Raw genomic sequence first — 26,580 nt, 5'->3', positions numbered from 1 at the left:
ACTGCTCCACGAAAAACGGTGCGCGGCGCTGATGTCAGCGCCGCCCACCGTTTTGGTCCGCGGTTGAATCAGGCGTGTGTTCCGCCGTCGATCCGGATCTCGGTGCCGCTGATGAACGCGCCGTCGTCGGACACCAGCATCGCGATGACGCCGGCGACCGCGGACGGGGCGCCCATCCCGGCGCCGCCGGAGTCCAGGCTGGTCGGCATGATCGGCGACAACTTGGCGAACAGCGACCAGTCGCTGTCGGCGGGAACGAGTCCCGGTGTGGCGTCGGTGATTCCGGACTTGATGCTGCCCGGCGCGACGCAGACCGCCCGCAGGCCCTGCTTGCCGTACTCCAGGGCAAGGGCGTGGGTCATCGCCTGGATGCCGCCCTTGCTGGCCGCATAGGCCGCCATGTAGGGATGGGCGAACGCCGCCGAGGTCGAGCTGAAGTTCACGATCGCACTCTGCGGATTCTGCAGCAGAGCCGGCAGCGTCTCGCGGATCACCAGGAACGTCCCCGTGAGGTTGACGGTGATGATCTGGTTCCACGCCTGCAGGGTCATCTCGTGGGTGTGCACGGCACGCAGCATCCCCGCGGCATTCACCACCGAGTCGAGCCCGCCCAGCGTTTCGACCGCGGTCCGCGCGCCTTCGATCACCGACGCCTCATCGCCGATGTCCATGGTCAGTGCGGTGAAGCGGTCGGCGGCCGTCCCGGCCTCTTGTGCGCTCTGGCGGGTGGTTTCCAGGCCATCGGCAGCGATGTCGGCGCCCACCACCGCGGCGCCCTCGTCGAGCAGTCGCAGCGCGGTGGCCTGTCCGATCCCGGATCCTGCGCCGGTCACCAGGATCCGGCGGTCCTCAAGTCGATTCATGACCATCACTGTCCCATCACGTATTTCACGGTCGGACCGGCGGTCCAGCCGCCGTCGACGGCGATCTCGGCGCCGGTGACGTAGGTGGAGGCGCCGGACAGTAGGTAGCCGACCGCTCCGGCGATCTCGTCGGCCTCGCCGACCCGGCCCATCGGGGTGTTGGGGTAGTTGCCCTCACCCTGGGCGATGCCGATCTGTGCGGTCATCGGTGTGTAGGTCATGCCGGGATGCACCGAGTTCACCCGGATACGGTCGGGCGCCAGTTCCACGGCGGCGATCTTGCTCAGGCCACGTACGCCCCACTTGGATGCGCCGTACCCGGCGGTGAGCGCCAGGCCCATCAGTCCGGCGGCCGAGGAGATGTTGACGATCGAGCCCCCACCCGCGGCGCGCATCGGCGCGATGACCGCCTGAAGGCCGTTGAAGACACCGACCAGGTTGATCTCGAGCACGGTGCGGAAATGGTCGAGCGGCTCGTGCTCGATGAACTGGCCGGTCGAGATGCCCGCGTTGTTCACCAGGCCGGTCAGCGTGCCGAACTCCGCGAGGGTCAGATCGACGGCGGATTGCCATTGCGCCGGATCGGTCACGTCGAGGTGGACGTAGCGGGCGGCGTCGCCCAGTTCGGCGGCCAGCGCGGCGCCGTCGTCGTCGAGCACGTCGGAGATCACCACCTTGCCGCCACGGGCGACGACGTGGCGGGCGAACGACGCGCCGAGGCCGCGTGCCCCGCCGGTGACGATCGCCACGACATCCGACAGGCTGTCCGAATCTGCTTGCATCCCAGCAATTTCCTTTCAGGGTGAACCCCGGCCGGCGTCCAGCGCAGCGCAGCCGGTCTGTGGAACGCAACGATAATCCCGCCGACGGTGGTTAGGGCCTGAGTCTCACCCAGCGGGAGTTGACTGGTCAGCGCTGGTCAGCCGGCCCGGTCCGCCCGCGGCCACCTCGTACCGGTGAGTGAGACAACGCCTGTCCGCCGCGCTCGCCGGTTCGTAACGTCACGGGCCGAATCATGAAGCGAAAGGCAACGATGTGACAGCCCAGCCAGCTCCGTCAGGTACCCCCGAAAACTCCGCCGCAGCGGTGGATGTGGTCGTGGTGGGAGCCGGCTTCGCCGGGCTGTACGCACTGCATCGCCTTCGCCGGCAGGGCCTTTCGGTGCGGGTGTTCGAGGCCGCCGCCGGGGTGGGCGGCGTCTGGTACTGGAACCGCTATCCGGGTGCCCGTTGCGATGTCGAGAGCGTCGACTACTCGTACTCGTTCGACTCCGACCTTGAGCAGGAGTGGATCTGGACCGAGAAGTACGCCACCCAGCCGGAGATCCTGGCCTACCTCAACCACGTGGCCGACCGGTTCGACCTGCGGCGCGACATCTGTTTCGAGACCCGCGTGACCGACATGGTGCTGGACGAGAGCACTCTGCGCTGGGAGGTCCGCACCGACCACGGCGACGTCGTGTCCGCGCGGTTCTGCATCCTGGCGGTCGGGCCGTTGTCCAACGCGAACATCCCCGCGATCGAGGGCCTCGATTCGTTCGCGGGCGAGGTCTACCACACCGCGCACTGGCCGCACGGAGGCGTCGATTTCACCGGTAAGAGGGTCGGGGTGATCGGCACCGGGTCCTCGGGCATCCAGGCGATCCCGTGCATCGCCGAGGAAGCCGAACAGCTCTACGTCTTCCAGCGCACCCCGAACTACAGCGTGCCGGCGGGCAACATTCCACTCGACGACGACACGCGCGCCGCCCAGAAGGCCGGGTATGCCGAGCGGCGCAGGCTCTCGATGCTCAGCGGCGGCGGCTCACCGCACCAGCCTCACCCCAAGTCCGCGCTGGAGGTCTCCGCCGAGGAACTGCAGCAGACCTACGAACGGCGCTGGGAACTGGGCGGTGTGCTGTTCTCCAAGGCTTTCCCGGACCAGTTGGTCACCATCGAGGCCAACGACACCGCACGGTTGTTCTGGGAGCAGAAGGTGCGGGCCGTGATCGACGATCCCGCGGTCGCCGAGGTGTTGATCCCGAAGGACCATCCGATCGGCGCCAAGCGAATCTGCACCGACGACAACTACTTCCAGACCTTCAACCGGGACAATGTCTCGTTGGTGAATCTGCGGGCCACGCCGATCGAGCGGATCGACGCGTCCGGTCTCGCCACCACCGAGGAGCACTACGATCTCGACGCCCTCGTGCTGGCCACCGGATTCGACGCGATGACCGGATCGGTCCAGAAGCTCAACGTGGTGGGCCGGGGAGGCCGCACCCTGAACGAGGCGTGGGCCGAAGGGCCTGCGACCTACCTCGGTCTCGGGGTCCCGGGCTTCCCGAACCTGTTCAACATCGCCGGTCCCGGCGCGCCGTCGGTGCTGGCCAACATGGTGCTGCACTCGGAGTTGCACCTGAACTGGGTGGCCGACGCGATCGCCTTCCTCGACACCCAGGGCGCTCCGGCGATCGAGGCGCGCGAGGATGCCGCGGCCGAGTGGGTGGCCGAATGTACCCGCCGTGCCGCCGGAACGCTCATGCCTCAGGCCAATTCGTGGTATCTCGGGGCGAACATCCCGGGCAAGCCGCGGGTGTTCATGCCGTTCGTCGGCGGTTTCGGCGTGTACGGCGAGATCATCGCCGACGTCGCGGCGGCGGGCTACAAGGGCTTCGACATCCACCAGGATCTGACCGCATAGCGGTCGCTCCCGAGCACCGCGCGGATATCCGCGCACACCTGCCGCCTGGCGGCGCCGGCCAGGGCCAGCGCAGGCATGGTCATGAACCCGTGGATGGCGCCGTCGAAACTGCGGTGCACCACCGGAACCCCCTGGTTTGCAAGCGCTTCGGCGTAGTCTTCACCTTCGCAGCGCAGCGGGTCGAAACCCGCGGTGACCACCACCGCCGGTGGCAGCCCGGCCAGATCCGCGCGCAGCGGGGAGGCATGGGGGTGGCTGCGGTCGCTCGCGTCCGGAACGTACTGGTCCCAGTACCACGCCATGGCGGCGCGGGTGTTGTAGTACCCCGTCTCGAACCGGCGGTAGGACTCGGTGCCGAAATCCGCGGCGATCACCGGGTACAACAGTGCCTGGCAGGCGACGGCCGGACCGCGCCGATCACGGGCGAGGATCGCGGTGACGGCGGCGAGATTCCCGCCGGCGCTGTCGCCGGCGACGACGATCTTCGCCGCGTCGGCGCCCAGTTCCCCGGCCGTGACCGCGATCCAGCGCAAGGCGGTATATACGTCGTCGGCGGCTGCCGGCCAACGTGATTCGGGCGCCAGCCGGTAGCCGACGGACACCACCACCGCACCGACGCGGTTGGACAGCGACCGGCACAGGTCGTCGTGGGTGTCGAGGTCGCAGAACACGAATCCACCGCCGTGCGCGAACAGCACCACGGGGGAGGGGACGTCGGAAGACGTTTCCGGCCAGTAGATCCGCACGGGGACATCGCCCTCTGGCCCCGGTATCGTCCGGTCCTCGACCGCGCCGATCGGTTGCGGGTGGTCCGGCGCCCGATACCGCGACCGGACGGCGGCCCGTGCCTCGGCACCGCTCATCGTCTCGACGGCCGGGAATCCGGAATTCAGTAGGGGCAGCAGTCCTGCGATCTCCGGATCGACGTTCATATCCGCCTATTCGTCGGGTTGTCCGTGCGTCGCAACGGATCCTTTGACGCACCAAACCACATCGGCGCCCGGCCCGGTCCGGGTGTTCCGCGCAGCGGGACTCACGGGATCCGGCTCTGGACCGGCACGATTACGGCCTGTCTTGTACCGCTGAGCGAGACTGCAGATCCCCGGCGGGTTCCGAGTGCGGACCATCACATGGCCCGGACCAGTGAGGCGGTCGACACACCGGATGCGGCTCTCATCGAAATCCGTAGTCGGGGAGTCGCATTCGGCCGGGCAACCGGAGCCGTCACCACGGCGCGTTCGACAACCAAATAAATGGAGAGGAAATGGACAGACATAGCAAGTTCGACAACGGCGCCGCACCCGCTGTGCGTCGACGTTCGAGAACGACATGGAGAGCCCTCGGCATCGTGCTGACCGCCTTCGGCTTCTTCATGATGTCCGTGCTGCCCGCATGGGCCGCCGAGAACATGCGGGTCACTTTCGTGCGCCACGGTCAATCCGCGGGCAACACGTCGGGAAACATCGACACCTCGACCCCGGGCCCGTCTCTCACCGAGTTGGGGCGAGAGCAGGCCCGGGCGGTGGCCGACAAGCTGGGGGACAACAACTATGACGCCATCTATGCGTCGCAGATGATCCGTACCCAGCAGACCGCGGAACCGATGTCGGCCTACCTGGGTCTGCCGATCCAGGTGCTGCCCGGCCTGCAGGAGATCGAGGCGGGCGACTACGAGGGCACAGCCGAGAGCGGCGCAATGGGCGGTTACCTCCAGGCCCCGATCGCCTGGGCATTCGCCGGTCAACTCGGCGCACGCATCCCGGGTTCGATCGACGGCAACGAGTTCGACGCGCGCGTCGACGGTGCGCTGAAGACCATGTACGACAAGGGCGACCGCAACGTCGTCGTGTTCTCGCACGGCGGCACCATCATGTTCTGGACCATGATGACCGCCAAGAACCTCACCCTGGCACAGAAGGGCATGCTGCTGAGTCAGCATGCACTGGGCAACACCGACTACGTCGTCATCGAGGGAAACCCCGAGGACGGCTGGACGTTGGTGGACTGGAACGGTCAGCGGTTCAGCCCCGAGCCGACATTCGGGCACGAAGTCGGGGTGCAGATGCGAACCCTGAGCCGCCAGCTCGAAGCCGCCATGAAGCAGGTGACGGACTCGTTCGCGACCGGTGACGTGATCAAGGTGGCGACGGCGATCAACCGCAGTGTGGCCGATGCCTCATTCTCGGTGGCCAAGTTCAACCGGGCGATCAATGCCGAGGTCATCAAGCGGGTCGGCAAGGCCATCAATGACGCGCGCAATCCGGATCCCGGTCCGACCTCGGAACAGACCGACCAGGTGTCCGACACGGTCAAGAGCGTTGCCCCGAGCACGGGTTCGGCCACGGACATGCTCAAGCCGCTCGACGCCGTGGTGGCAGATCCGAAGGACGCACCGGAATCGGCCGGTTCCGACCGTGCCAAGGTGACCCGGAAGGTCGCCTCCGCGGTGCGGGGCAACGGTGCGACCGATCTGACCGCGGGCAACATGGTCAGGCCCGGCAAGGCCCTCGCCGATGCCAAGCGCGCCGGCGAACAGGTCCGTACCGCGGTGTCCGATGCCGCCGATCAGCTCAGGTCGACGGTGAAGTCCTCGCTCGGCAGCATCACCGGTGCCGCCAAGAAGGTGTCCGAGAGTGCGGGCGCGCCAAGCGCTTCGCGCGACACCGCCGGATCCGAGAAGGCTTCCGCCGATTCGGACAGCTGATGAATGCAGGTAGGACGGCGTAGTTTCCCGTCGTCTGAACAAGAGATTGGCCCCCTCCGTCTGACGGAGGGGGCCAATCCCGTTGTGGCACGTGGCCCGGACCGGGCCGGGTGCTAGTCGAGGTAGTCGCGCAGCACCTGCGAGCGGCTGGGGTGCCGCAGCTTGCTCATGGTCTTGGACTCGATCTGGCGGATGCGCTCACGGGTGACTCCGTAGACCTGGCCGATCTCGTCGAGCGTGCGGGGCTGACCGTCAGTCAGGCCGAACCGCAGCCGGACCACGCCGGCCTCGCGCTCGGACAGGGTCTCCAGCACCGACTGCAGCTGATCCTGCAGCAGCGTGAAGGACACCGCGTCGACGGCCACCACGGCCTCGGAATCCTCGATGAAGTCACCGAGCTGGCTGTCACCCTCGTCGCCGATGGTCTGGTCCAACGAGATGGGCTCACGCGCGTACTGCTGGATCTCCAGCACCTTCTCCGGCGTGATGTCCATTTCCTTGGCCAGCTCTTCGGGCGTGGGTTCGCGACCCAGGTCCTGCAGCAGCTCACGCTGGATGCGGCCGAGCTTGTTGATCACCTCGACCATGTGCACCGGGATGCGGATGGTGCGGGCCTGGTCGGCCATGGCACGGGTGATGGCCTGACGGATCCACCAGGTGGCGTACGTCGAGAACTTGTAGCCCTTGGTGTAGTCGAACTTCTCGACCGCGCGGATCAGACCCAGGTTGCCTTCCTGGATCAGGTCGAGGAACGCCATACCGCGGCCGGTGTAGCGCTTGGCCAGCGACACCACCAGACGCAGGTTGGCTTCCAGCAGATGGTTTTTCGCGCGATCGCCGTCGCGGCAGATCCACTGGTAGTCGCGCCGCACCTGAGTGGTGAGCTTCTCGCCCTTCTCGGCGAACTCGGCCATCTTCTGGGTGGCGAACAACCCGGCCTCGATGCGCTTGGCGAGCTCGACCTCCTCCTCGGCGTTGAGCAGGGCGACCTTGCCGATCTGCTTGAGGTAGGCGCGGACCGAGTCGGCCGAAGCCGTCAGCTCGGCGTCTTTGCGTGCCTGCCGCAGCGCCTCGGACTCTTCCTCGTCCCACACGAAGTCGCCGGAGGCCTTGTCCTTCTCGGACGGCTCGGGGTGCTCCTCGTCGGCCTTGGCCGCCTTGGCCGGTGCGGCGGGCTTGGCGTCCTTGCTCTCGCCTTCTTCGGCCTCGTCCTCATCCTCGTCGTCGGCGGAATCTTCGACATCGTCGTCGGTGTCGAGATCGTCGTCGAGCTCGAGGTCGGCGTCCTCGACGTCGAGGTCCTCACCGGGACCCGCTTCGAGGTCGTCGGAGGTCTCAAGATCGTCATTGACGTCTTCGGGCTTGCCCGCCGCGGCCTTCGTGGCCTTCTTGGCGGGCGCCTTCTTGGCGGGGGCGCGCTTGGTGGCGGTGCCGCCCTCGGCCTTGGCCGCGGTGCTCTTGGCTGCCCGCTTGGCCGGGGCCTTCTTGGCGGGAGTCTTGGTAGCGGTGCGCTTCACCGGCTCGTCGGTCGCCGGGCTTGCCTTTGTCGCTGCCACGTACACCCTTTCGGTCTCGCGAAATTCTCGGTGGGCATGGGCATACTCCACCGAAAGCGTCTGCTATCGAATGTTGGCGTTCTTATCGGCTGGGATATTCACCGCTATTCGGTAGGCGGCCGCCGAGGACCATTGTAACGACAGTGTGGGTGTTCACCGTGCCGAGCGGCAAATTTCGCGACGTGGCCGACCGAAAGCGGCAAAGTTACCCGGCGGTAGCGTGGGCGCCTGCGGGCCCTGGTTCCTGACTGGCCATGGCCGCACCCACGATGCCTGCGGTGTTGAGCAGGGCCGCCGGGACGATCGGGGTGCGGATCTTCAGCAGTGGCAGCCACTTGTCCGACTTGCGGCTGATGCCGCCGCCGGCGATGAACAGGTCCGGCCAGATCGCGTTCTCGATCGTCACCAGGACCTTGTTCACCTCCTCGCTCCACCGCGCGTAACTCCAGTCCTTGCGTTCCTTGACCGAGGACGCGGCGCGGTGCTCGGCCTCCTTGCCGTCCACCTCCAGGTGGCCAAATTCGGTGTTGGGCAACAACACCCCGTTGTGGATCACCGCGGAGCCGATGCCGGTGCCGAAGGTCAGCAGGACCACGACGCCGGTGTTGTCCTTGCCCGCCCCGTAACGCTCCTCGGCCAGACCCGCCGCGTCGGCGTCGTTGAGCACGCGCACCGGCTGTCCGCCGAGCGCGGTGCTGATCACCTCGGCGGCGTTCACCCCGATCCAGCCCTTGTCGACATTGGCGGCGGTCCGCACGATGCCCTCGGTGACCACGCCCGGGTAGGTGACGCCCACGCTGCCGGTCCAGCCGAACTCGGCCACCACCGCAGCCACCGTTTTCGCCACCGAGTCGGGCGTCGACGGCTGCGGCGTGTCGAGCTTGAACCGCTCGCCGATCAGCTGCCCGGTGTCGAGGTCGACGATCCCGCCCTTGATCCCGCTGCCGCCGACGTCGACACCGAATCCGCGGCGTTGCGCGTCGGCGGGGGAAACCGGATCGGCCGCGGGTGCATCGGGTGCGGTCACGGGTGCTCCTTCGTGGGGCAGACAGTGAGGCTGTCGGACAGGGTGAGGGACAAACCAAGGCGCGTCCCCACCCTAGTCGTTGACCATCGCCCCCGCGGGTCGTCTGCCCTGCACCGCGAAGGGACTTTTCGGTCAGAAGATGTTGCGATAGGGCCGTGACCGACAACAGTTTCGATGCTCCCGCCCTGCGCGCCGTGGCCGAGCAACTGGCGACCGAGGCCGCAGAGTTCGTCGTCCGCCGTCGTTCCGAGGTGTTCGGCGCGGGCTCGCCCTCCGGTGCGTCCGGTGCCGTCCGGACCAAGAGCACCCCGACCGACCCCGTCACGATCGTCGACACCGAAACCGAGCGGTGGCTGCGCGAGCGATTGGCGGTGTTGCGGCCCGCCGAGGCGATCCTGGGGGAGGAGGAGGGCGGTCAGCAGCACGACCGCCCGGGCCTGAGCTGGGTCCTGGACCCGATCGACGGCACGGTCAACTTCGTCTACGGGATCCCGGCCTATGCGGTGTCGGTCGCAGTGCAGTACGACGGCCGGTCCGTGGCCGGAGCCGTGGCCGATGTTCCGGCCGGCGAGGTGTACTCGGCCGCCCTCGGCCATGGTGCAGAACTGGTCCGGGGCGGCGTGCGAACCCCGCTGCGGTGCTCCCGTGTCCAGGACCTGTCCATGGCGCTGCTGGGCACCGGGTTCGCCTACGACGTTCCCCGGCGGGCTCGGCAGGCCGGGGTGCTGGCCCAGGTGCTGCCCGCGGTGCGCGACGTGCGCCGCATCGGCTCGTGTGCGCTCGATCTGTGCATGGTGGCCGCAGGCCGGCTGGACGCCTACTACGAAGAGGGCGTGCAGGTCTGGGACTGGGCCGCGGCGGCGCTGATCGCCGCCGAAGCCGGGGCGACGGTGTGGCTGCCGACCGCGCCCGGTGCCGAGTACGCGGCGGCGTCGGCGCCGGGCATCGCCGACGCCCTGCGCGACGCGCTAGCAGGTGCCGGTATGGATCTTTGACAGCAGCGCGGAATCCGATGGTGCGGTGGCGTCGGGCCGCAGGCTGGCCAGCACGGCCTTGATGTCGTCGTTGCTGGTGAGTTCGCTGAACTCGGTGCCGAGCGCCAGATCGACTGTGGCGTCCGGCCTTTCGTCCTGGAACAGCTCGGTGCACGGGGCCACCAGCCACACCGCGGCGGCGGCGGTGCGGCCGGACGGGCCGAATCGGATCTGGCCCTGGCATTCCAGTCGCGTGCCGGAGTAGATCGGGTCGTTCGCGGCCTCGGGTTGGGCGAAGCCCAGATCGCGCAGCGCCCCGGCCACCTCGCCGGCCTGCCCCCCCTGGCCGCTGGCGTTGAGCACCCGGATCCTGGTCTCGGCCAACGGTGCCGGGGTGACCTCGGTCATGGCCGAGCTGGCCACCTGTTCGCCCAGCTTGGGGGCGGCCGGATCGGTGGCCGGCGGCGGGTTGTTGCAGACCGTGGCCTCGTGCACATCGGCGGGCTGACTGAGCGCGATGATCCAGACGATCATCGTCACCACCGCGAGTGCGACGAAGAGCACGATGCCGGGAACGAAACTGCGCCGACGGAACGGTCGACCCTGCCGGTCGAAGGCGGTTCCATCGGTGATTTGCGCGACCACACCTGCACTCTAAGGGCAACTGTGTTCGCTGATGCAGCAGAGCTCAGACGGTAGTGTGATGTAAATCACACTGAAACGTGTGGCAATACGGGCACGAATCATTTGGGGAATGCGTTCGACGCTGGTACAAAGCTCTGCTGCAAGGTAAGGGAGGGGACACAGACGATGGCTACCGACTACGACGCTCCACGGCGTTCCGAAGCAGACGAGGTTTCCGAGGATTCGCTGGAGGAGCTCAAGGCGCGGCGCAACGAGGCGCAGTCCGCAGTGGTGGATGTCGACGAATCAGAATCCGCCGAGTCGTTCGAGCTGCCGGGGGCAGACCTTTCCGGCGAGGAACTGTCGGTGCGGGTGGTCCCGAAGCAGGCCGACGAGTTCACGTGCTCCAGCTGTTTTCTGGTGCACCACCGGAGCCGCCTGGCAAGCGAGAAGAACGGCGTGATGATCTGCACGGACTGCGCCGCCTGACGGCGGCTCAGCCGCTGCAGCCTGATTCGCGGCTCAGCCGCGGAGCGCACCGAGGACGCGGTCCGGATGACGGGAACTGACGAGCCAGTACGGGGTGGGGTCATCTGGATCGTCGAGCACCACCAGGACCATCGGGCCCACCCAGGCCCGGTGGACGACGTAAGCAGCGGGATCGAGTTGGCGTCCCAGCGCGGCCGACTTGGCCGACCGCGGCACCTCGGCGGTCCGGGAGATGACGCTCGTCGGCAGGTGGGCGTCACCGACCCACAACTCGGTGTCCCCGTCGCTGTCGCGCATCACCTTCAACTCGGTCTTGCTGAACCACATCAGCACAGCTCCCGCCACGCCGAACAGCAGCACGTACGGCAACCACGCCGGAATGGCCGGGGCGGCCAGGCCGATCTCGAATGCGATGACCCCTGCCAGCACCGCAGCGGGCAGAGACCACCACCACGGCACCCACAAACGTTCGCGGTAGTGAACGCTTTGGGTGGTTGCGCGCGTGTCTGACACGGGGCTCAGAGTAATCTGTGACGTCGTGTCCACCTCTCTGGCGGTCGTCCGATTGGACCGCGAACTACCGATGCCCAGCCGGGCACACGATGGGGACGCGGGCGTAGACCTCTACAGCGCGCGCGATGTCGAGCTGGCCCCCGGGCAACGGGAGCTCGTGCCCACCGGAATCGCGGTGGCGATTCCGCACGGAATGGTGGGATTGATCCATCCGCGTTCGGGTTTGGCTGCACGCGTGGGTCTTTCGATCGTCAACAGTCCGGGCACGGTAGACGCCGGTTATCGCGGCGAGATCAAGGTTTCGCTGATCAACCTCGATCCCGACACGCCGATCGTGGTCAACCGCGGTGACCGGATTGCCCAGCTGCTGGTTCAGCGGGTAGAACTGCCCGAGTTGGTCGAGGTGACCTCGTTCGACGAGGCGGGCCTGGCTGACACCTCCCGTGGCGAAGGCGGCCACGGTTCCTCCGGCGGACATGCGAGTTTGTGATGGCATTCGGAAAACGCAAGAGCAACGACGCGGCCGACGATTCGGCCGGTCAGAACGATGACGAGCGGGTTGTCGACCAGCCGTCCTCGGCGGACGTGGCCGATGACCTCGACGAGGGGTCCGACGAGGGCCCGTTCGACATCGAGGACTTCGACGATCCCGCTGTCGCGGTGCAGGGCAGGCTCGACCTCGGCTCGGTGCTGATCCCCATGCCCGATGGTGGGCAGGTCCAGGTCGAGCTCAACGAGGCCGGTGCGCCCAGCGCGGTGTGGGTGGTGACCCCCAACGGGCGGTTCACCATCGCCGCCTACGCCGCGCCCAAGAGCGCGGGCCTGTGGCGTGAGGTGGCCGGCGAGCTCGCCGAGTCGCTGCGCAAGGACGCCAGCTCGGTGAACATCCAGGACGGCCCGTGGGGTCGCGAGGTGGTCGGTGCGGGCAACGGCGGCGTGGTGCGCTTCATCGGCGTCGACGGCTATCGCTGGATGGTGCGGTGTGTGGTCAACGGTGCCCCCGAGACCATCGACGCGCTTGCCGCCGAGGCGCGGGCGTCATTGGCCGACAGCGTGATTCGCCGCGGCGACACGCCGCTGCCGGTGCGCACGCCGCTGCAGGTCGAGCTGCCCGAGCCGATGGCGGCCCAATTGCGCGCCGCAGCGCAGCAGGCCGCGGTGCAGCAGGCTGCCCAGCAGCTCGCCGCCGCCACTCAGACGTCGCCGCAGGATCAGCCTCCGGCCGAGCCGGTGGCGCGCCGCAGTGAGCAGGGCTCGGCCATGCAGCAGCTGCGCACCATCACCGGCGGGTAGTACAGCCGCGTTTCAGCCCGCGACGGTGTCGCTGGCGGCCTCCTGCAGTGCCGCCAGACAGGCGGCCCCCAGCACGCCGGTGTCGAGCCCCATCTGTTCGAGGGTGACCGAGCGCAGCGCCGCCTGCGGTGCCGCGGCCACCCACTCGTAGCCGACCTCGGCGGGATGCACCGGATCGTCGGTGGCCACCGCGACACCCATCGGCACCCGGAGCTGTTCGAGCTCGGCACTGCCGGGCGCGCGGTAACCGGCGGCTTCCTCCATCGCATCGGGCAGGGTCGGCCACTGGCCCACCCAGGAGCGGGCCAGTTCGTCGGCCAGCCACGGCGGGCTGGAGGCGCGCATCTGCGCGACCGTGGCCGCCAGACCGTCCCGGCGCAACAGGTCCGCGGACTGCCGGGCCAGCAGCGCCGCGGGGGCGTGCTGAGAGGACCCCGTCCACGGCGGCAGGGCGGCCAGAATCGCCACTGCCCGCCCCGGATGGTCCAACGCCCACCGGAGCGCCACGACGGCGCCGATCGACACTCCGCCGACCGCGATCGGGCCCGACCGGGCCGCGTCGTCCAGCGCGGCCAGATAACCCTGGACAAGCCGGTCCGGCGTCGGGGGCGGGGTCACCACCAGAGCGTCGGCGGCGTGCAGTGCACCCGAAAACGCCCGGTAGACGTAGTTGTCGTCGGACCCCGTGCCGGGCAGCAGAACGGTTGGGACACCGCGCAGAATGACGCTCATCACACGATCGTGCCTGCCCCGTCAAATCGTCGGCGTGCCGACCCACACCCCACGTGGCATTCCCCGTGTAAGAGGTCTACCGTGGCCTTGGTTGGGCGGATTCACAGTGGATCCGCAGAAGGTCAGGAGAGGCCATGGCTACGGCCGAAGGGTATCTGCGCCGGCTTACGCGACGCCTGACGGAAGACCCCGAACAGCTTGATGTCGAAGAGCTCAGCGACGAAGCCGCCAACACCGGCGCGCTCAAGGCGATCGATGCTCAACGCGGCCAGGAAGTGACGATGGTCGGCACCCTGCGCAGCGTCGAATGTAACGGCAAGGGGTGTTCCGGCGGCATCAAAGCCGAACTGTTCGACGGTACCGACACGGTGTTGCTGGTGTGGCTGGGACAGCGCCGCATCCCGGGGATCGAGTCCGGCCGCACCCTGCGGGTGCACGGCCGGGTCGGCAAGCTGGAGAACGGCGCCAAGGCGATCTACAACCCCCGCTACGAAATTCAGAAGTGAGTCAGCCCGAACCCGACACAGGCAACGCACCTCGACCTCCCGAGAGTGAGCCGGCGCCGGCCCATGGTGGCGGACGGGCCGTGCTCGACCAGATGGGCGGCATCAGCGGCCTGATCTATTCGTCGCTGCCGGTGGTGGTGTTCGTCCCGGTTTCCACGGCGTTCGGGCTGCTGCCCGCGATCGCGGCCGCGCTCGGCGTGGCGACCCTGATCCTGATCTGGCGGCTGATCCGTCGCGAATCCGTTCAGCCCGCGGTGTCGGGATTCTTCGCCGTCGGCGTCAGTGCGCTCATCGCATATCTGGTGGGGGAGTCGAAAGGCTACTTCCTGCTTGGCATTTGGAGCTCGCTGTTGTACGCCGTCGTGTTCGGGGTGTCGGTGGTGATCCGGCGCCCGGTGGTCGGCTACATCTGGGGCTGGGTGAATTCACACGACCGGGCCTGGCGAGGCGTCCGTCGGGCGGTGGTGGCCTTCGACATCGCCACCCTCACCTGGGTCGCGGTGTTCGCGTCCCGGTTCCTGGTCCAGCAATACCTCTATGACTCCGACCAGACCGGCTGGCTGGGCTTCGCGCGTATCGCGATGGGCTGGCCGCTGACCGCCGTCGCCGCGCTGGTGACCTACCTGGCGATCCGGGCCGCGCAGCGCGCCGTACACGCCGAGGACGCCGCAGCGCCCGTCGAGCGCGATCCGGCCGGTTAGCGCTGCACCGGACGCAGCAGCAGTTCGCGCAGTTCGTCCTCGGACTCGGTGACGGCCACGAACAGCAGCTCGTCGCCTCCCTCAAGGGGCTCATCGGACTCGGGCACGATCACCCTGGCGCCGCGCAGGATCGTCACCAGCGCGGTGTCACGGGGCAGATCGAGGCGCTTGACGGGGCGTCCGCCCCACGGGGTGTCGTCGGGCAGCGTGATCTCGACCAGGTTGGCCTGCCCCTTACGGAACTCCATCAGGCGCACCAGATCACCGACCGCGACCGCCTCCTCCACGAGCGAGGCGAGCATGCGCGGTGTCGACACCGCCACGTCCACGCCCCAGTTCTCGTCGAACAGCCACTCGTTGCGCGGATCGTTGACGCGGGCCACCACCCGGGGAACCGCGAACTCGGTTTTGGCCAGCAGACTGACCACCACGTTGACCTTGTCGTCACCGGTCGCGGCGATCACGACGTCGAACTCCTCGAGCTTGACCGACTCCATCACGCTGAGCTCACAGGCATCGCCGAGGCGCCAGTGCGCGGCCGGTATGGCGTCGACGTCAATATGGTCGGGATTGCGCTCCAGCAGCGTTACGTCGTGATCGCTGTCGAGCAACTCCCGGGCGATGGAGCGGCCGACGGCCCCGGCCCCGGCGATGGCAACTTTCATCAGTGGGACTCCAAGTCCTCGCTCGGCGGCAGCGCGGCGATGGCCAGCGCCTCGGCGATGTGCCCGGACACCGCGGCCACGTACACCTGGTCGCCGGCCTGGATCACGGACTTCGGTTCGGGCAGGTAGCCGTTGCCGAAGCGGATCATGAAGGCCACGCGACCTCCCGTGGCGGCCTCCAGGTCGGTGACCAGGTGCCCGGCCCAATCCTGGTGCAGCGGAAGTTCGGCCACGCCCACGTTGCCCGAGGGATCGCGCCACTTGGTGGTCTCGGTCTCCCTGGTCAGCACGTTGAGCAGACGATCGGTGGTCCACGGCACCGTGGCCACCGTGGGGATGCCCAGCCGCTCGTAGACCGCGGCGCGCTTGGCGTCGTAGATGCGCGCCACCACGCGCTCGACGCCGAACGTCTCGCGGGCCACCCGGGCCGAGATGATGTTGGAGTTGTCGCCCGAGGACACCGCGGCGAACGCGCCGGCTTCCTCGATCCCCGCGCGCAGCAGGACGTCGCGGTCGAAGCCCATCCCGAGCACCCGTTCGCCGGTGAACTCCGGCGAGAGCCGGTGGAACGCGGTGCTGTCGCGGTCGATGACCGCGACCTCGTGGCCGATACGGGCCAGGCTGTCTGCGAGGGAGGCGCCCACCCGGCCGCACCCCATGACGACTACTCGCACCCGAAGGTCCTTTCCGGTGGCAGAAACGCGCGGTTGCGCTGTCCGTGCCCTCGAACGCTACAGCTTTGTGACGACTTTTCCCGTTCGGGCTTAGTCTTGGCTCTCGTGTCCAAGCTTTCGACGGCGACGCGCCGGTTGGTACTGGGGCGGCCGTTCCGCAGCGACAAGCTGTCTCACACCCTTCTGCCCAAACGGATAGCCCTGCCGGTGTTCGCCTCCGATGCGCTGTCATCGACGGCCTACGCACCGGAGGAGATCTTCCTGGTGTTGTCGGTGGCCGGGCTGACGGCCTACTCGCTGACACCGTGGATCGGTCTGGCGGTGGCGGCCGTGATGTTCATCGTGATCGCCAGTTACCGGCAGAACGTGCACGCCTATCCGTCCGGTGGCGGGGATTACGAGGTCGTCACCACCAACCTCGGGCCCACCGCGGGGCTCACAGTCGCCAGCGCGCTGATGGTGGATTACGTGCTGACCGTTGCGGTGTCGATGTCGTCGGCGATGTCGAACATCGGTTCGGCGATTCCTTTCATCGCCCAGCACAAGGTGCTGTTCGCGGTGATTGCGATCGTCGTCCTGGCGTCGCTCAACCTGCGTGGGCTGCGGGAGTCGGGGACGGCGTTCGCGATTCCCACCTACGCCTTCATGATCGGCATGTACGTCATGCTGGGCTGGGGGCTGTTCCAGATCTACGTCCTGGGCCACCCGCTGCGCGCGGAATCTGCCGGTTTCGAGATGCATCCCGAGCACGGCGAGGTACTCGGCTTCGCACTGGTGTTCCTGGTGGCCCGGGCGTTCTCCTCGGGCTCGGCGGCACTGACCGGTGTCGAGGCGATCAGCAACGGGGTACCGGCCTTCCGGAAACCCAAGTCACGCAACGCCGCCACCACCCTGTTGCTACTCGGTGTCATCGCCGTTTCGTTGTTCATGGGCATCATCCTGTTGGCCAAGGAGACCGGGGTGCAGATCGCCGAGCGGCCCCACGAGCAGTTGATCGGTGCGCCGCCCGACTACCACCAGAAGACGCTGATCGCTCAGCTCGCCGACGCGGTCTTCCACAATTTTGGTCCGGGTCTCTTTCTCATCGCACTCGTCACCGCGCTGATCCTGATGCTGGCGGCCAACACCGCCTTCAACGGCTTTCCGGTGCTCGGCTCGATCCTGGCCCAAGACCGCTACCTGCCGCGGCAGCTGCACACCCGCGGCGACCGGCTGGCGTTCTCCAACGGCATCCTGTTCCTGGCCTTCGCCGCGATTGCGTTCGTGGTGGCGTTCCGTGCCGAGACGACCGCACTGATCCAGCTCTACATCGTGGGTGTGTTCGTGTCGTTCACGCTCAGCCAGATCGGCATGGTCCGGCACTGGACCCGGTTGTTGCGCACCGAAACCGATCCCGCGGTGCGACGGCGCATGATGCGGTCGCGGATCATCAACGCGGTGGGTTTGACGGCCACCGGCACGGTGCTGGTGGTTGTGGTGGTGACCAAGTTCGCCGCCGGTGCCTGGATCGCCATCCTGGCGATGGCCGCGATGTTTGTCGTGATGAAGATGATCCACAAGCACTACGACACCGTGGCCCGCGAGCTCGAGAAGGAGGACGAGGAAGCGGGCGACATCGTGCTGCCGAGCCGCAACCACGCGGTGGTGCTGGTGTCCAAGCTGCACCTGCCGACCAAACGGGCGCTGGCCTACGCCCGGGCCACCCGGCCGGACGTGCTGGAGGCGATCACGGTCAGCGTCGACGACGCCGAGACCCGTGCGCTGGTGCATCAGTGGGAGGACAGCGACATCAGCGTGCCGCTGAAGGTGATCGCCTCGCCCTACCGGGAAATCACCCGGCCGGTACTGGATTACGTCAAACGGGTCACCAAGGAATCGCCGCGCACCGTGGTGACGGTGTTCATCCCCGAGTACGTCGTGGGGCACTGGTGGGAACAGGTGCTGCACAACCAGAGCGCGTTGCGGCTCAAGGGCCGGCTGCTGTTCATGCCCAATGTGATGGTGACATCGGTTCCGTGGCAACTGAATTCGTCGGAGCGGTTGAAGGCGCTGCAGCCGCGCGCCACCCCGGGCGACGCGCGCAGGGGATTCCTGGAATGACAGAACTGACCCTGACCACGGGACCCGCGGCCAACGGCGGCAGTTGTGTGGCCCGCCACGACGGCCGGGTGGTGTTCGTCCGTTATGCCCTGCCCGGCGAGACCGTGCGGGTCAACGTGTTCGACGAACGCGGATCGTATTGGCACGCCGAGGTTGTCGAGGTCGTCGAACCATCCAGTAGCCGAATCCCATCGCTGTGCTCGATTGCCGGCGTGAACGGCGCCGGGTGCTGCGATCTGGCGTTCGCCGAGCCGGACGCCGCGCGGCGGCTCAAGGGTTCGGTGGTGGCCAACCAGTTGGCCCGGCTGGGTGGATTCACCTGGCGCGACGAGGAGACGGCGGTCGCCGAACCGGTCGGCGGCGGTGAGGCGCGAGGCTGGCGGACCCGGGTGCGGTTGGACACCACTGCCGACGGCCGGGCCGGGTTTCACCGCTACCACAGCGCCGAGTTGGTCACCGACCTCGGTTGCGGACAGCTGCCCGCCGAGCTGACCGACGGTCTGGCCGAGATGCGTTGGACACCGGGCGCACATGTGCACGCGGTGCTGGACTCCGACGGCCGCAGGCACGTCGTGCAATCCGGCCCCAAGGCCACCGCCAGTAAGGGCAGCCGCGCCGCCCCGAAGAGCCAGACGCGCGTCATCGAAGGCGACTACGAGGCGGTACAGCGCATCGGCGGACGGCAGTGGATGCTGCCGGCGACGGCGTTCTGGCAGGCCCACCGCGATGCGGCCGCCATGTACAGCGGGCTCGTGGCCGACTGGTCCGGGCTGCAGCCGGGTATGACGGCATGGGACCTGTACGGCGGTGCCGGGGTTTTCGCCGCGGCGCTGGCCGAACTGGTCGGGCCGGACGGACGCGTGCTGACCGTCGACACCTCCCGCGGGGCGTCCCGTGCGGCGCGCAGCGCTCTGGCCGACCTGCCGTGGGTCTCGGTGATCACCGAATCGGTGCGTCGCGCCCTGTCTGCCGAGTCGGGACGTCCCGACGTCGCGGTCCTCGACCCGCCGCGCACCGGCGCCGGCCGGGAGGTGATCGACGCCCTGGCTGCCACCGAGGTGCCCAGGGTCATCCACATCGGTTGTGAAGCGGCATCGTTCGCCCGCGACGTCGGGCTGTATCTGCGGCACGGTTACGCGGTGGAGGAGTTGCGGGTGTTCGATTCCTTCCCGCTCACCCATCACGTCGAGTGCATCGCGGTGCTGACCCGCTGACCCGGATACCCATCGCCACTCACTCCTGGGCGTCCGGGCCCATCGTCGGGGTGGGGAAGTGCGCGTAGGTGGCCCGGTTGCCGCCATGAGCCTTCGACTGGTTCATCGCGGTGCCGGCCAGCGCCACGAGGGCGTCGACGACCTGCGGGGTGGGCAGCTCGGTCAGCGGGCGCAACTGGCTGGAGGCCGCGCCAATGCTGGCCGTCAGCCGCATGGGGGTGGTGGTGATGGCCATGCGGATCCGGTTGACCAGCGGTGAGGGGTCGTTGGTCTTGAACACGTCCGCGATCAGGAATTCGCTGTCGGACACGTGGGCCAGCGGGACCTTGTGGCGCACCGTCTCGCGGATGGCCTGGGCGACGGCCACGCGGGCATGCAACGTGCTGTGGCTGCCGTCCATGTCGCTGAGCAGCGCCATGTCATCGATGCCGACCGCCACCACCACCAGGTACTGATCGTCGTGACGGCTGTGGGAGCCCAGCATCGTGGCCGTGTGCATGTCGAACGCCTCGCGGTTGAGCAGACCGGTCAGCGGGTCGATCTCGCCCGGGTGCTGGACACCGTCGGGTTCGATCAGCTCGACGGCCATCCGGCACAGCGCCGAGGTACTCAGGATCACCAGGACCGCCACCAGCGTGCCCACGGCCCCCAGCCAGACATCCGTCAGTGCCACCCGCACGCCCAGGAAGGCCACCACGAGGCCGGAAGCCACCCAGGTCAGATGCAGCACCCGGCGACTGTGCAGGAAGGCCGTGTAGGCGGTGATGAGGCTCAACGAACTGGAACCCATGAGCCCGACGACGGGGTCCACCAGCAGGATGCAGGTCGCCGCGATACAGGCGGTGCCGATGGACACGACGGTCCAGGACTGGGTGCGGCTGGGCCACTGGCGTCGCCACCACCATTGCGCGAGCGTCAGGCCGCCGATGCTCACCGCCACCGCCACGTACTGCAGGCCGCCGTGGGGTCCCTTGGGGTTGATCAGCAGCAGCAGGGGGACCAGGCTCAACCCGACGATGGTGACCCCGACGAGGCGTTGCATCCGGGTGCGCTTGCCCTGCGCAGCGAGCAGGGCAGTACGCGCGTAGTAGTGATCGAATGGACTCAACCCGCACCCCGGAGTAATCGACTTCGCCTACACCTTACGTAATCATGTGGGTCGCAGTTTTGTCGCCGGTTTGAGGCGCTGCCATTGACTTCGTCGGTATTTGCTCGGAGACCTCACCTGTTAGCGTTATCCGCAGGTGTGCCGGGAAGTCTGGTCGGCGTTCGATGCATGCTGACCACAGGAGCCCGATGACCAATCGCCGTCTACCCACCAGCCGACGTCTGCTGGCACGCGGGTCCTGGCCGGAGTGGCAGCGGGTCTCCGAGCTGTTGCGCACCGAGACCGTCGGCGGGGCATTACTGCTGGCAGCCGCGGGTGCGGCGCTGGTCTGGGCCAACTCGCCGTGGTCGGCCGACTATCACCGGCTCTCGGAGTTCGTCATCGGCCCGGAATCGCTGCACCTGAACCTGAGCCTGTCCTCCTGGGCGGCCGACGGGCTGCTGGCGGTCTTCTTCTTCGTCGTGGGCGTGGAGCTCAAGCGCGAGTTCGTCGCGGGCGACCTGCGGGACCCGGCCCGGGCCGCGCTGCCGATCGCGGCTGCAGTGGGCGGCATGGTGGTGCCCGCGGCGATCTTCGTCGGGATCAACATGTTCTCGGGCCATCCGGAGAACCTCGGCGGGTGGGCGGTGCCCATCGCCACCGACATCGCCTTCGCCCTGGCGGTGCTGGCCGTGGTGTCCACCCATCTGCCCACGGCGCTGCGGATCTTCCTGCTGACCCTGGCGGTCGTCGACGATCTGCTGGCCATCGCGGTGATCGCCTTCTTCTTCACCGATCACGTCGCCGTCGGACCTTTGGCGGCGGCCCTGATCCCGATCGGGCTGTACGCGTTCGCGGTGCAGCGGGGGGTACGGCAGTGGTGGATCCTGATGCCGCCGGCCATTGTGGCCTGGGCGCTGGTCCATGCCAGCGGCGTTCACGCCACGGTGGCCGGCGTGGTACTCGGTTTCACGGTTCCGGTACTGGGCCGCCACGCCTCGGCCAAACACTTCGAACATCTGGTGCGGCCGCTCTCGGCGGGTTTTGCGGTGCCGGTGTTCGCGTTCTTCGCCGCCGGGGTGACGGTCGGCGGCTGGTCGGGTTTCGCCGACGCGTTGTCGCACCCGGTGACCATCGGGGTGATCGCGGGCCTGGTGCTCGGAAAACCCATCGGTGTACTGGGAACCACGTATTTGCTGGCCCGCTTCACCCACGCCACCCTGGACGAGGATCTCGCCTGGCGGGATGTGCTCGGCGTCGCGATGCTGGCCGGGATCGGTTTCACGGTGTCGCTGCTGATCGGTGAACTGGCGTTCGGACACACCAGCGTGGCCGACGACGACGTGAAGATCGCGGTGGTCACCGGATCGGTGGTGGCGGGCCTGCTCGCGTCGGTGGTCCTGGTGTCGCGCAACGCCGTATATCGCCGGATCCACCAGCTGGAAACCGTCGACGCCGACCACGACGGTGTGCCCGACGTCTATCAGCCTCGACAGGACTGACCCGGGGTGCGTGCGTACACTGGCGGAATGCTTGAACAGGTCCGCGGTCCCGCTGATCTGCAGCACCTGTCACAGTCCGAGTTGACTGATCTGGCGAAGGAAATCCGTCAGTTCCTGATCCACAAGGTCGCTGCAACCGGCGGACATCTTGGCCCCAATCTGGGCGTCGTCGAACTCACCCTGGCGCTGCATCGCGTGTTCGATTCGCCACACGATCCGATCATCTTCGACACCGGCCATCAGGCCTACGTGCACAAGATGCTGACCGGGCGCGCACAGGATTTCGACACCCTGCGGTGCAAGGACGGCCTGTCCGGATACCCGTCGCGCAGCGAGAGCGAGCACGACTGGGTGGAGTCCAGCCACGCCAGCACCGCCCTGTCCTACGCCGACGGTCTGGCCAAGGCCTTCGAGCTGACCGGGCACCGCAACCGCCATGTGGTGGCGGTGGTCGGCGACGGCGCCCTGACCGGTGGCATGTGCTGGGAGGCGCTGAACAACATCGCCACGGGTGGCCGCCCGGTGGTCATCGTCGTCAACGACAACGGACGCAGCTACGCGCCCACCATCGGCGGCTTCGCCGACCATCTCGCGGGTCTGCGGCTGCAGCCGGCCTACGAGCGGATCCTGGAAGAGGGCCGCAAGGCCGTGCGCGGGCTGCCTGTCGTCGGCGAGTTCTGCTACCAGTGCATGCACAGCATCAAGGCCGGGATCAAGGACGCGGTCGCCCCGCAGGTGATGTTCACCGATCTCGGCATCAAGTACGTCGGCCCGATCGACGGCCACGATGAGCACGCGGTGGAGAACGCACTGCGCAATGCCCGCGGCTTCAATGCCCCCGTGATCGTGCATGTCGTGACCCGCAAGGGCATGGGCTACGCGCATGCCGAGAACGACGAAGCCGACCAGATGCACGCCTGCGGTGTCATCGACCCGGAGACCGGGCTGCCGACCAAGGCTTCGGCGCCCGGGTGGACGTCGGTGTTCTCCGACGAGCTGGTCAAGATCGGCGCCAAGCGCCGTGACATCGTGGCGATCACCGCGGCCATGCCCGGGCCGACCGGCCTGAGTACGTTCCGGGATCGGTTCCCCGACAGGTTCTTTGACGTCGGCATCGCCGAGCAGCACGCCATGACCTCGGCGGCCGGGCTCGCCATGGGCGGCCTGCACCCGGTGGTGGCGATCTATTCCACGTTCCTCAACCGCGCGTTCGACCAGCTGATGATGGATGTGGCGCTGCACAAGCTGCCCGTCACCATGGTGCTGGACCGGGCTGGCGTCACCGGGCCGGACGGTGCCAGCCACAACGGAGTCTGGGACCTTTCGATCCTCGGCATCATCCCGGGCATCCGGGTCGCGGCTCCCCGCGACGGTGCGCGGCTGCGGGAGGAACTCGGCGAGGCGTTGGCGGTCAACGACGGTCCGACCGCGCTCCGGTTCCCCAAAGGTGATGTGGGCGAAGACATTCCGGCTGTCGAGCGCCGTGGGCGTGTCGACCTGCTCGCCGTCCCGGCGGCCGGCCTGACCGACGACGTGTTGCTGGTCGCGGTGGGCTCGTTCGCGTCGATGGCACTGGCGGTCGCCGAGCGACTGCGCAATCAGGGCATCGGTGTCACGGTGGTGGATCCGCGCTGGGTGCTACCGGTCCCGGAGGCCATGGGTGAGCTGGCCCGCGGTCACAAGCTGGTGGTCACGGTCGAGGACAACGGTGTGCACGGCGGCATCGGCTCCTCGGTGTCCGCGGCGCTGCGCCACGCCGAGATCGATGTACCGTGCCGGGACCTCGGTGTCCCGCAGCTCTTCCAGGAGCATGCTTCGCGTGGAGAGGTACTGGCCGAGATCGGTCTGACCGACCAGCACATCGCCCGCCAGATCACGGGATGGATCGCCGCGATCGGTGCGCCGGAGGGCGAACAGGAAGTCAGCCACCGGATCGACTAGGACTCGTCCGGTCTGTCGCGGATGTGGTCGGCGCCGGCGCGCTGTAGCCGCAGTATGAAAATGGCGATCGCGAGGACGAGCACCAGGGCGCCGAGTACGCCGACCTGCACGATCGCGCGGGCGAACTCGGGTCCTTTGTCGAGCAGGTTGGCCGCGTCGACGGACACCACGACGATCTCTTTGATGCAGGCCAGGATGCCGACGATCAAGAACGGTTCGGCAACCAGCTCGCGGGATCGCAGTGAGGTCCGCACGGCGTACAGCAGCTCCACGAAGATGAAGACCAGCAGCAGCCCGTCGAGCAATTCGAGCATGATCTGGGTGGTCGGGGAGTCGCCCAGGTGCAGCAGCGTTTTGACCTGAGCGATGATCAGCACGACCGACGCGGAGAGCAGGAGTGCCGCGATCGACCAGTACACGCCGTCCTCGGCGACCCTCAGCACCCGGTCCGCGAAGCGCTCCCGTTCCTGCTCTTGGTCGGTTTCTTCTTGCTGCACCACGCCCCGACGATATTCCAGTCTTCTCCCGGCCATGGGGAAACCATCCCGCTTCGTGAACTCAACTAGGTTGCAGACATGGACGCCGAATTGCAGCGCTGGAAGGACGCCGGGCAGTTCTTCGACTACCTGGGCTTCGACATCTTCTACCGGGTCGAAGGGAGCGGGCCGAATCTTCTTCTCATCCACGGCTATCCGTTCAACTCGTGGGACTGGTCGCTGATCTGGCCCACGCTGACCGAGCGGTTCACCGTCATCGCGCCCGACATGATCGGGATGGGTTTCTCCGACAAACCCGTCGCCTACGGCTACTCGGTCCCCGACCACGCCGACATGCACGAAGCGCTGCTGGACCATCTTGGCGTCGGCAGTGCCCACATCCTGGCCCATGACCTGGGAGTGTCCGTCGGTCAGGAGCTGCTGGCCCGGCACGAGTTCGGTGGACGATCCTACGGCGCACTCGACATCGAATCGATCACCTGGCTCAACGGCGGGTTGTTCAACGAGGCCTACACCCCACGGCTGCTGCAAAAGGCGATGTCGCGAACCCCGTTGGGCGACATCATGAGTCCGCTGCAGGGCAGCCGATTCTCGCGCCGGCTCGTTGAGCCCACCATCAACGAGATGTTCGGGGTGAACACCAAACCGTCGCAGGAGCTGATGGAGAAGTTCCACCAGATCCTGGAGTACAACGACGGCAAGCGGGTCATCCACAAGGTGGGCCGGTTCGTCAACGACCGCTATACCCACCGGAATCGGTGGGTGCGCGCGATGCGGGAGACCACGGTGTCGATGCGGCTTATCGACGGCCCGTCGGACCCGAATTCGGGCCGGCACATGGCCAAGCGCTATCTCGAGGTGATTCCGGCACCCGACGTGGTGATGCTCGCCGACGACATCGCGCACTGGCCGCAGATCGAGGATCCGCAGGGCGTGCTGTCACATTTCCTGGCTCACATCGACCGGGTCGGCGCGTGAATCGCCGGGTCAGTCGGCGCTCAGCGCTGCGGTCAGCACCGGCACCGTGAGCTCGCGCTGCCAGGGCCGGACGTTGGCCTCGACGAGGAATTCCGACACCGCGGTGGCCACGTCGCCGACGGGACGCCAGTCCCAGCACAGCCGGCGCACCACTTCGGGGGTGATGAGGTTCTCGGCAGGAACCGAGACCCGATCCGACAGTTCGGCCAGGCCTGCCCGGGCGGCTTCGAGGCGCGCGGCGGCTTCCGGCTTGCGCCGCGCCCACCGGGCAGCCGGCGGCGGGCCGCTCTGGCTCTCGTTGGCCTCTGGCGGATCGGTGCTCTCCCTGGCCCGGTTCAGTGCGTCCAGCCACACCTTGGCGCTCTTTCGCTGCTTGGAGCCGCCGAAGACCGGTAGCGCGATGAGCTCGTCGACCGTCTTGGGGTCGGCCGTGGCCGCGTTGATGATCGCAGAGTCGGGAAGGATCCGTCCGGGCGCGATGTCGCGGCCGCGGGCGATGCTGTCGCGGGTGGTCCACAGCTCACGTACGGCCGAGAGCGCCTGCGGGTTGCGCACCTTGTGGATACCGGAGGTGCGCCGCCAGCGGTCACGCCGGGTGGGTTGGGCAACGTAGGTGCGCAGGTACTCGAATTCCTGTGCCGCCCAATCGGTTTTGCCCTGCTCTTCGAGTACCGCGGCGATCGCGTTGCGCAGTTCCAGCAGCACCTCGACGTCGAGGGCGGCGTAGTTCAGCCATTCCGCCGGCAGCGGGCGCTTGGACCAGTCGGCCGCGCCGTGGCCCTTCATCAACTGCAGGCCGAGCAGCCGTTGCACCATCGCGGCCAGGTTGACCCGCTCGAACCCGGCCAGCCGGCCCGCCAGCTCGGTGTCGTAGAGCTTGCCCGGGCGCAGGCCGATCTCGGACAGGCACGGTAGGTCCTGGTCGGCGGCATGCAGCACCCACTCGTCCTGGGCCAGCGCCTCGGCCACCGGTGCCATCGCATCGATGGGGGAGCCGCCGTGGTTGACCGGGTCGATCAGCGCGGTACCCGAGCCTGTCCGCCGGATCTGGACCAGGTATGCGCGGTTGGAGTACCGGAAGCCCGACGCACGCTCCGCGTCGATCGCGAATGGTCCGCTGCCTTTCGCCAGAGACGTTGCAGCAGAAGATATTTCACCAGCAGTGACGCAGACCTCGGGAACCCCCTCTGCGGGCGAGAGCAATGGGGTCGAGTCGGCCTCTTCGGGCTCGGCAGGGTCTGGGTCTTCGTCAGTCATC

At 67.7% G+C, this 26,580-nt stretch carries 26 protein-coding genes; 13 read left to right on the top strand and 13 right to left on the bottom strand.

Annotation, left to right across the window (positions count from 1 at the left end; all coding sequences use genetic code 11):
* Window positions 1-68: 68 nt before the first annotated feature.
* Together ACNQR1_RS24235 and ACNQR1_RS24230 are read right to left on the bottom strand one after the other, a co-directional pair.
* On the bottom strand, window positions 69-863 hold the full coding sequence (locus ACNQR1_RS24235) for an SDR family NAD(P)-dependent oxidoreductase (protein ID WP_418048222.1): 795 nt from the start codon (window positions 861-863) through the stop codon (window positions 69-71).
* A gap of 5 nt (window positions 864-868) precedes the next feature.
* A complete protein-coding gene (locus ACNQR1_RS24230) occupies window positions 869-1,645 on the bottom strand; it encodes an SDR family oxidoreductase (protein WP_418048221.1) in 777 nt (258 codons plus the stop codon).
* 253 nt (window positions 1,646-1,898) lie between these two features.
* On the opposite strand from ACNQR1_RS24230, the gene ACNQR1_RS24225 reads away from it, so the two are divergent.
* Complete coding sequence (locus ACNQR1_RS24225) at window positions 1,899-3,545, top strand: flavin-containing monooxygenase (RefSeq protein ID WP_418048220.1); 1,647 nt, start codon at window positions 1,899-1,901, stop codon at window positions 3,543-3,545.
* Here ACNQR1_RS24225 and ACNQR1_RS24220 read toward each other — a convergent pair.
* On the bottom strand, window positions 3,506-4,477 hold the full coding sequence (locus ACNQR1_RS24220) for an alpha/beta hydrolase (RefSeq protein ID WP_418048219.1): 972 nt from the start codon (window positions 4,475-4,477) through the stop codon (window positions 3,506-3,508). The genes ACNQR1_RS24225 and ACNQR1_RS24220 overlap by 40 nt on opposite strands.
* Window positions 4,478-4,809: 332 nt before the next feature.
* Here ACNQR1_RS24220 and ACNQR1_RS24215 point away from each other — a divergent pair, with 332 nt between their 5' ends.
* Window positions 4,810-6,249 carry a histidine phosphatase family protein gene (locus ACNQR1_RS24215; RefSeq protein WP_418048218.1) on the top strand — a complete coding sequence of 480 codons (1,440 nt, stop codon included), beginning with the start codon at window positions 4,810-4,812 and terminating at the stop codon, window positions 6,247-6,249.
* Between the two features lie 113 nt (window positions 6,250-6,362).
* On the opposite strand, the gene ACNQR1_RS24210 is transcribed toward ACNQR1_RS24215, so the two are convergent.
* Window positions 6,363-7,805 carry an RNA polymerase sigma factor gene (locus ACNQR1_RS24210; RefSeq protein ID WP_418048217.1) on the bottom strand — a complete coding sequence of 481 codons (1,443 nt, stop codon included), beginning with the start codon at window positions 7,803-7,805 and terminating at the stop codon, window positions 6,363-6,365.
* A 205-nt stretch (window positions 7,806-8,010) separates the two neighbouring features.
* Window positions 8,011-8,832: a polyphosphate--glucose phosphotransferase gene (gene ppgK, locus ACNQR1_RS24205; protein WP_418048216.1), complete on the bottom strand. Its 822-nt coding sequence runs from the start codon at window positions 8,830-8,832 to the stop codon at window positions 8,011-8,013.
* 155 nt (window positions 8,833-8,987) lie between these two features.
* Between ppgK and ACNQR1_RS24200 the strand changes: the two genes are divergently transcribed.
* Window positions 8,988-9,827 carry an inositol monophosphatase family protein gene (locus tag ACNQR1_RS24200; RefSeq protein ID WP_418048215.1) on the top strand — a complete coding sequence of 280 codons (840 nt, stop codon included), beginning with the start codon at window positions 8,988-8,990 and terminating at the stop codon, window positions 9,825-9,827.
* Here the strand turns inward: ACNQR1_RS24200 and cei are convergent.
* Window positions 9,801-10,451 carry an envelope integrity protein Cei gene (cei, locus tag ACNQR1_RS24195; RefSeq protein ID WP_418048214.1) on the bottom strand — a complete coding sequence of 217 codons (651 nt, stop codon included), beginning with the start codon at window positions 10,449-10,451 and terminating at the stop codon, window positions 9,801-9,803. The genes ACNQR1_RS24200 and cei overlap by 27 nt on opposite strands.
* A gap of 165 nt (window positions 10,452-10,616) precedes the next feature.
* On the opposite strand from cei, the gene ACNQR1_RS24190 reads away from it, so the two are divergent.
* A complete protein-coding gene (locus tag ACNQR1_RS24190) occupies window positions 10,617-10,919 on the top strand; it encodes a DUF4193 domain-containing protein (protein ID WP_019344626.1) in 303 nt (100 codons plus the stop codon).
* A 33-nt stretch (window positions 10,920-10,952) separates the two neighbouring features.
* Here the strand turns inward: ACNQR1_RS24190 and ACNQR1_RS24185 are convergent, their stop codons facing one another.
* On the bottom strand, window positions 10,953-11,432 hold the full coding sequence (locus ACNQR1_RS24185; protein WP_418048213.1) for a DUF3093 domain-containing protein: 480 nt from the start codon (window positions 11,430-11,432) through the stop codon (window positions 10,953-10,955).
* A 25-nt stretch (window positions 11,433-11,457) separates the two neighbouring features.
* On the opposite strand from ACNQR1_RS24185, the gene dut reads away from it, so the two are divergent.
* Both dut and ACNQR1_RS24175 read left to right on the top strand, forming a co-directional pair.
* Entirely contained in the window at window positions 11,458-11,922 is a 465-nt protein-coding gene (gene dut, locus ACNQR1_RS24180) for a dUTP diphosphatase (protein WP_418048212.1), read from the top strand.
* The gene (locus ACNQR1_RS24175) at window positions 11,922-12,725 is read left to right on the top strand and encodes a DUF3710 domain-containing protein (RefSeq protein ID WP_418048211.1); all 804 of its coding nucleotides are present in this window, start codon (window positions 11,922-11,924) and stop codon (window positions 12,723-12,725) included. Before dut ends, ACNQR1_RS24175 begins: the two co-directional genes overlap by 1 nt.
* Window positions 12,726-12,737: 12 nt before the next feature.
* Here ACNQR1_RS24175 and ACNQR1_RS24170 read toward each other — a convergent pair whose 3' ends face one another.
* On the bottom strand, window positions 12,738-13,457 hold the full coding sequence (locus ACNQR1_RS24170) for an alpha/beta fold hydrolase (RefSeq protein WP_418048210.1): 720 nt from the start codon (window positions 13,455-13,457) through the stop codon (window positions 12,738-12,740).
* A 134-nt stretch (window positions 13,458-13,591) separates the two neighbouring features.
* Between ACNQR1_RS24170 and ACNQR1_RS24165 the strand changes: the two genes are divergently transcribed.
* Together ACNQR1_RS24165 and ACNQR1_RS24160 are read left to right on the top strand one after the other, a co-directional pair.
* Window positions 13,592-13,963 carry an OB-fold nucleic acid binding domain-containing protein gene (locus ACNQR1_RS24165; protein WP_090425325.1) on the top strand — a complete coding sequence of 124 codons (372 nt, stop codon included), beginning with the start codon at window positions 13,592-13,594 and terminating at the stop codon, window positions 13,961-13,963.
* A 92-nt stretch (window positions 13,964-14,055) separates the two neighbouring features.
* Window positions 14,056-14,664 (top strand): DUF3159 domain-containing protein, encoded by a 609-nt coding sequence (locus ACNQR1_RS24160; RefSeq protein WP_418050479.1) that lies wholly within the window; start codon window positions 14,056-14,058, stop codon window positions 14,662-14,664.
* On the opposite strand, the gene ACNQR1_RS24155 is transcribed toward ACNQR1_RS24160, so the two are convergent.
* Both ACNQR1_RS24155 and ACNQR1_RS24150 read right to left on the bottom strand, forming a co-directional pair.
* On the bottom strand, window positions 14,661-15,329 hold the full coding sequence (locus tag ACNQR1_RS24155) for a potassium channel family protein (protein WP_418048209.1): 669 nt from the start codon (window positions 15,327-15,329) through the stop codon (window positions 14,661-14,663). The two genes, ACNQR1_RS24160 and ACNQR1_RS24155, sit on opposite strands and share 4 nt — an antisense overlap.
* Window positions 15,329-16,003 carry a potassium channel family protein gene (locus tag ACNQR1_RS24150; RefSeq protein ID WP_418048208.1) on the bottom strand — a complete coding sequence of 225 codons (675 nt, stop codon included), beginning with the start codon at window positions 16,001-16,003 and terminating at the stop codon, window positions 15,329-15,331. Before ACNQR1_RS24150 ends, ACNQR1_RS24155 begins: the two co-directional genes overlap by 1 nt.
* Before the next feature lie 105 nt (window positions 16,004-16,108).
* Here ACNQR1_RS24150 and ACNQR1_RS24145 point away from each other — a divergent pair, with 105 nt between their 5' ends.
* A complete protein-coding gene (locus tag ACNQR1_RS24145; RefSeq protein ID WP_418048207.1) occupies window positions 16,109-18,103 on the top strand; it encodes an APC family permease in 1,995 nt (664 codons plus the stop codon).
* A complete protein-coding gene (locus tag ACNQR1_RS24140; RefSeq protein ID WP_418048206.1) occupies window positions 18,100-19,317 on the top strand; it encodes a class I SAM-dependent RNA methyltransferase in 1,218 nt (405 codons plus the stop codon). The genes ACNQR1_RS24145 and ACNQR1_RS24140 overlap by 4 nt, the downstream gene beginning before the upstream one ends.
* 19 nt (window positions 19,318-19,336) lie before the next feature.
* On the opposite strand, the gene ACNQR1_RS24135 is transcribed toward ACNQR1_RS24140, so the two are convergent.
* Window positions 19,337-20,425, bottom strand: a complete 1,089-nt coding sequence (locus tag ACNQR1_RS24135; protein WP_418048205.1) for a GGDEF domain-containing protein — start codon at window positions 20,423-20,425, stop codon at window positions 19,337-19,339.
* 188 nt (window positions 20,426-20,613) lie between these two features.
* On the opposite strand from ACNQR1_RS24135, the gene nhaA reads away from it, so the two are divergent.
* Window positions 20,614-21,906 carry a Na+/H+ antiporter NhaA gene (gene nhaA / locus ACNQR1_RS24130; RefSeq protein ID WP_418048204.1) on the top strand — a complete coding sequence of 431 codons (1,293 nt, stop codon included), beginning with the start codon at window positions 20,614-20,616 and terminating at the stop codon, window positions 21,904-21,906.
* A gap of 27 nt (window positions 21,907-21,933) precedes the next feature.
* Window positions 21,934-23,847, top strand: a complete 1,914-nt coding sequence (dxs, locus tag ACNQR1_RS24125) for a 1-deoxy-D-xylulose-5-phosphate synthase (protein ID WP_418048203.1) — start codon at window positions 21,934-21,936, stop codon at window positions 23,845-23,847.
* On the opposite strand, the gene ACNQR1_RS24120 is transcribed toward dxs, so the two are convergent.
* Window positions 23,844-24,347, bottom strand: coding sequence for a phosphate-starvation-inducible PsiE family protein (locus ACNQR1_RS24120; RefSeq protein ID WP_418048202.1), 504 nt, complete (start codon window positions 24,345-24,347; stop codon window positions 23,844-23,846). The genes dxs and ACNQR1_RS24120 overlap by 4 nt on opposite strands.
* Before the next feature lie 75 nt (window positions 24,348-24,422).
* Between ACNQR1_RS24120 and ACNQR1_RS24115 the strand changes: the two genes are divergently transcribed.
* The gene (locus ACNQR1_RS24115) at window positions 24,423-25,322 is read left to right on the top strand and encodes an alpha/beta fold hydrolase (protein WP_418048201.1); all 900 of its coding nucleotides are present in this window, start codon (window positions 24,423-24,425) and stop codon (window positions 25,320-25,322) included.
* Window positions 25,323-25,331: 9 nt separating this feature from the next.
* On the opposite strand, the gene ACNQR1_RS24110 is transcribed toward ACNQR1_RS24115, so the two are convergent.
* Window positions 25,332-26,579 carry an HRDC domain-containing protein gene (locus tag ACNQR1_RS24110; RefSeq protein ID WP_418048200.1) on the bottom strand — a complete coding sequence of 416 codons (1,248 nt, stop codon included), beginning with the start codon at window positions 26,577-26,579 and terminating at the stop codon, window positions 25,332-25,334.
* Window position 26,580: the final 1 nt, after the last annotated feature.

This window comes from Mycobacterium sp. 48b (genome assembly GCF_048282725.1).
Lineage (GTDB): Bacteria > Actinomycetota > Actinomycetes > Mycobacteriales > Mycobacteriaceae > Mycobacterium.
This window is presented reverse-complemented; position numbering and strand designations above follow the sequence as displayed.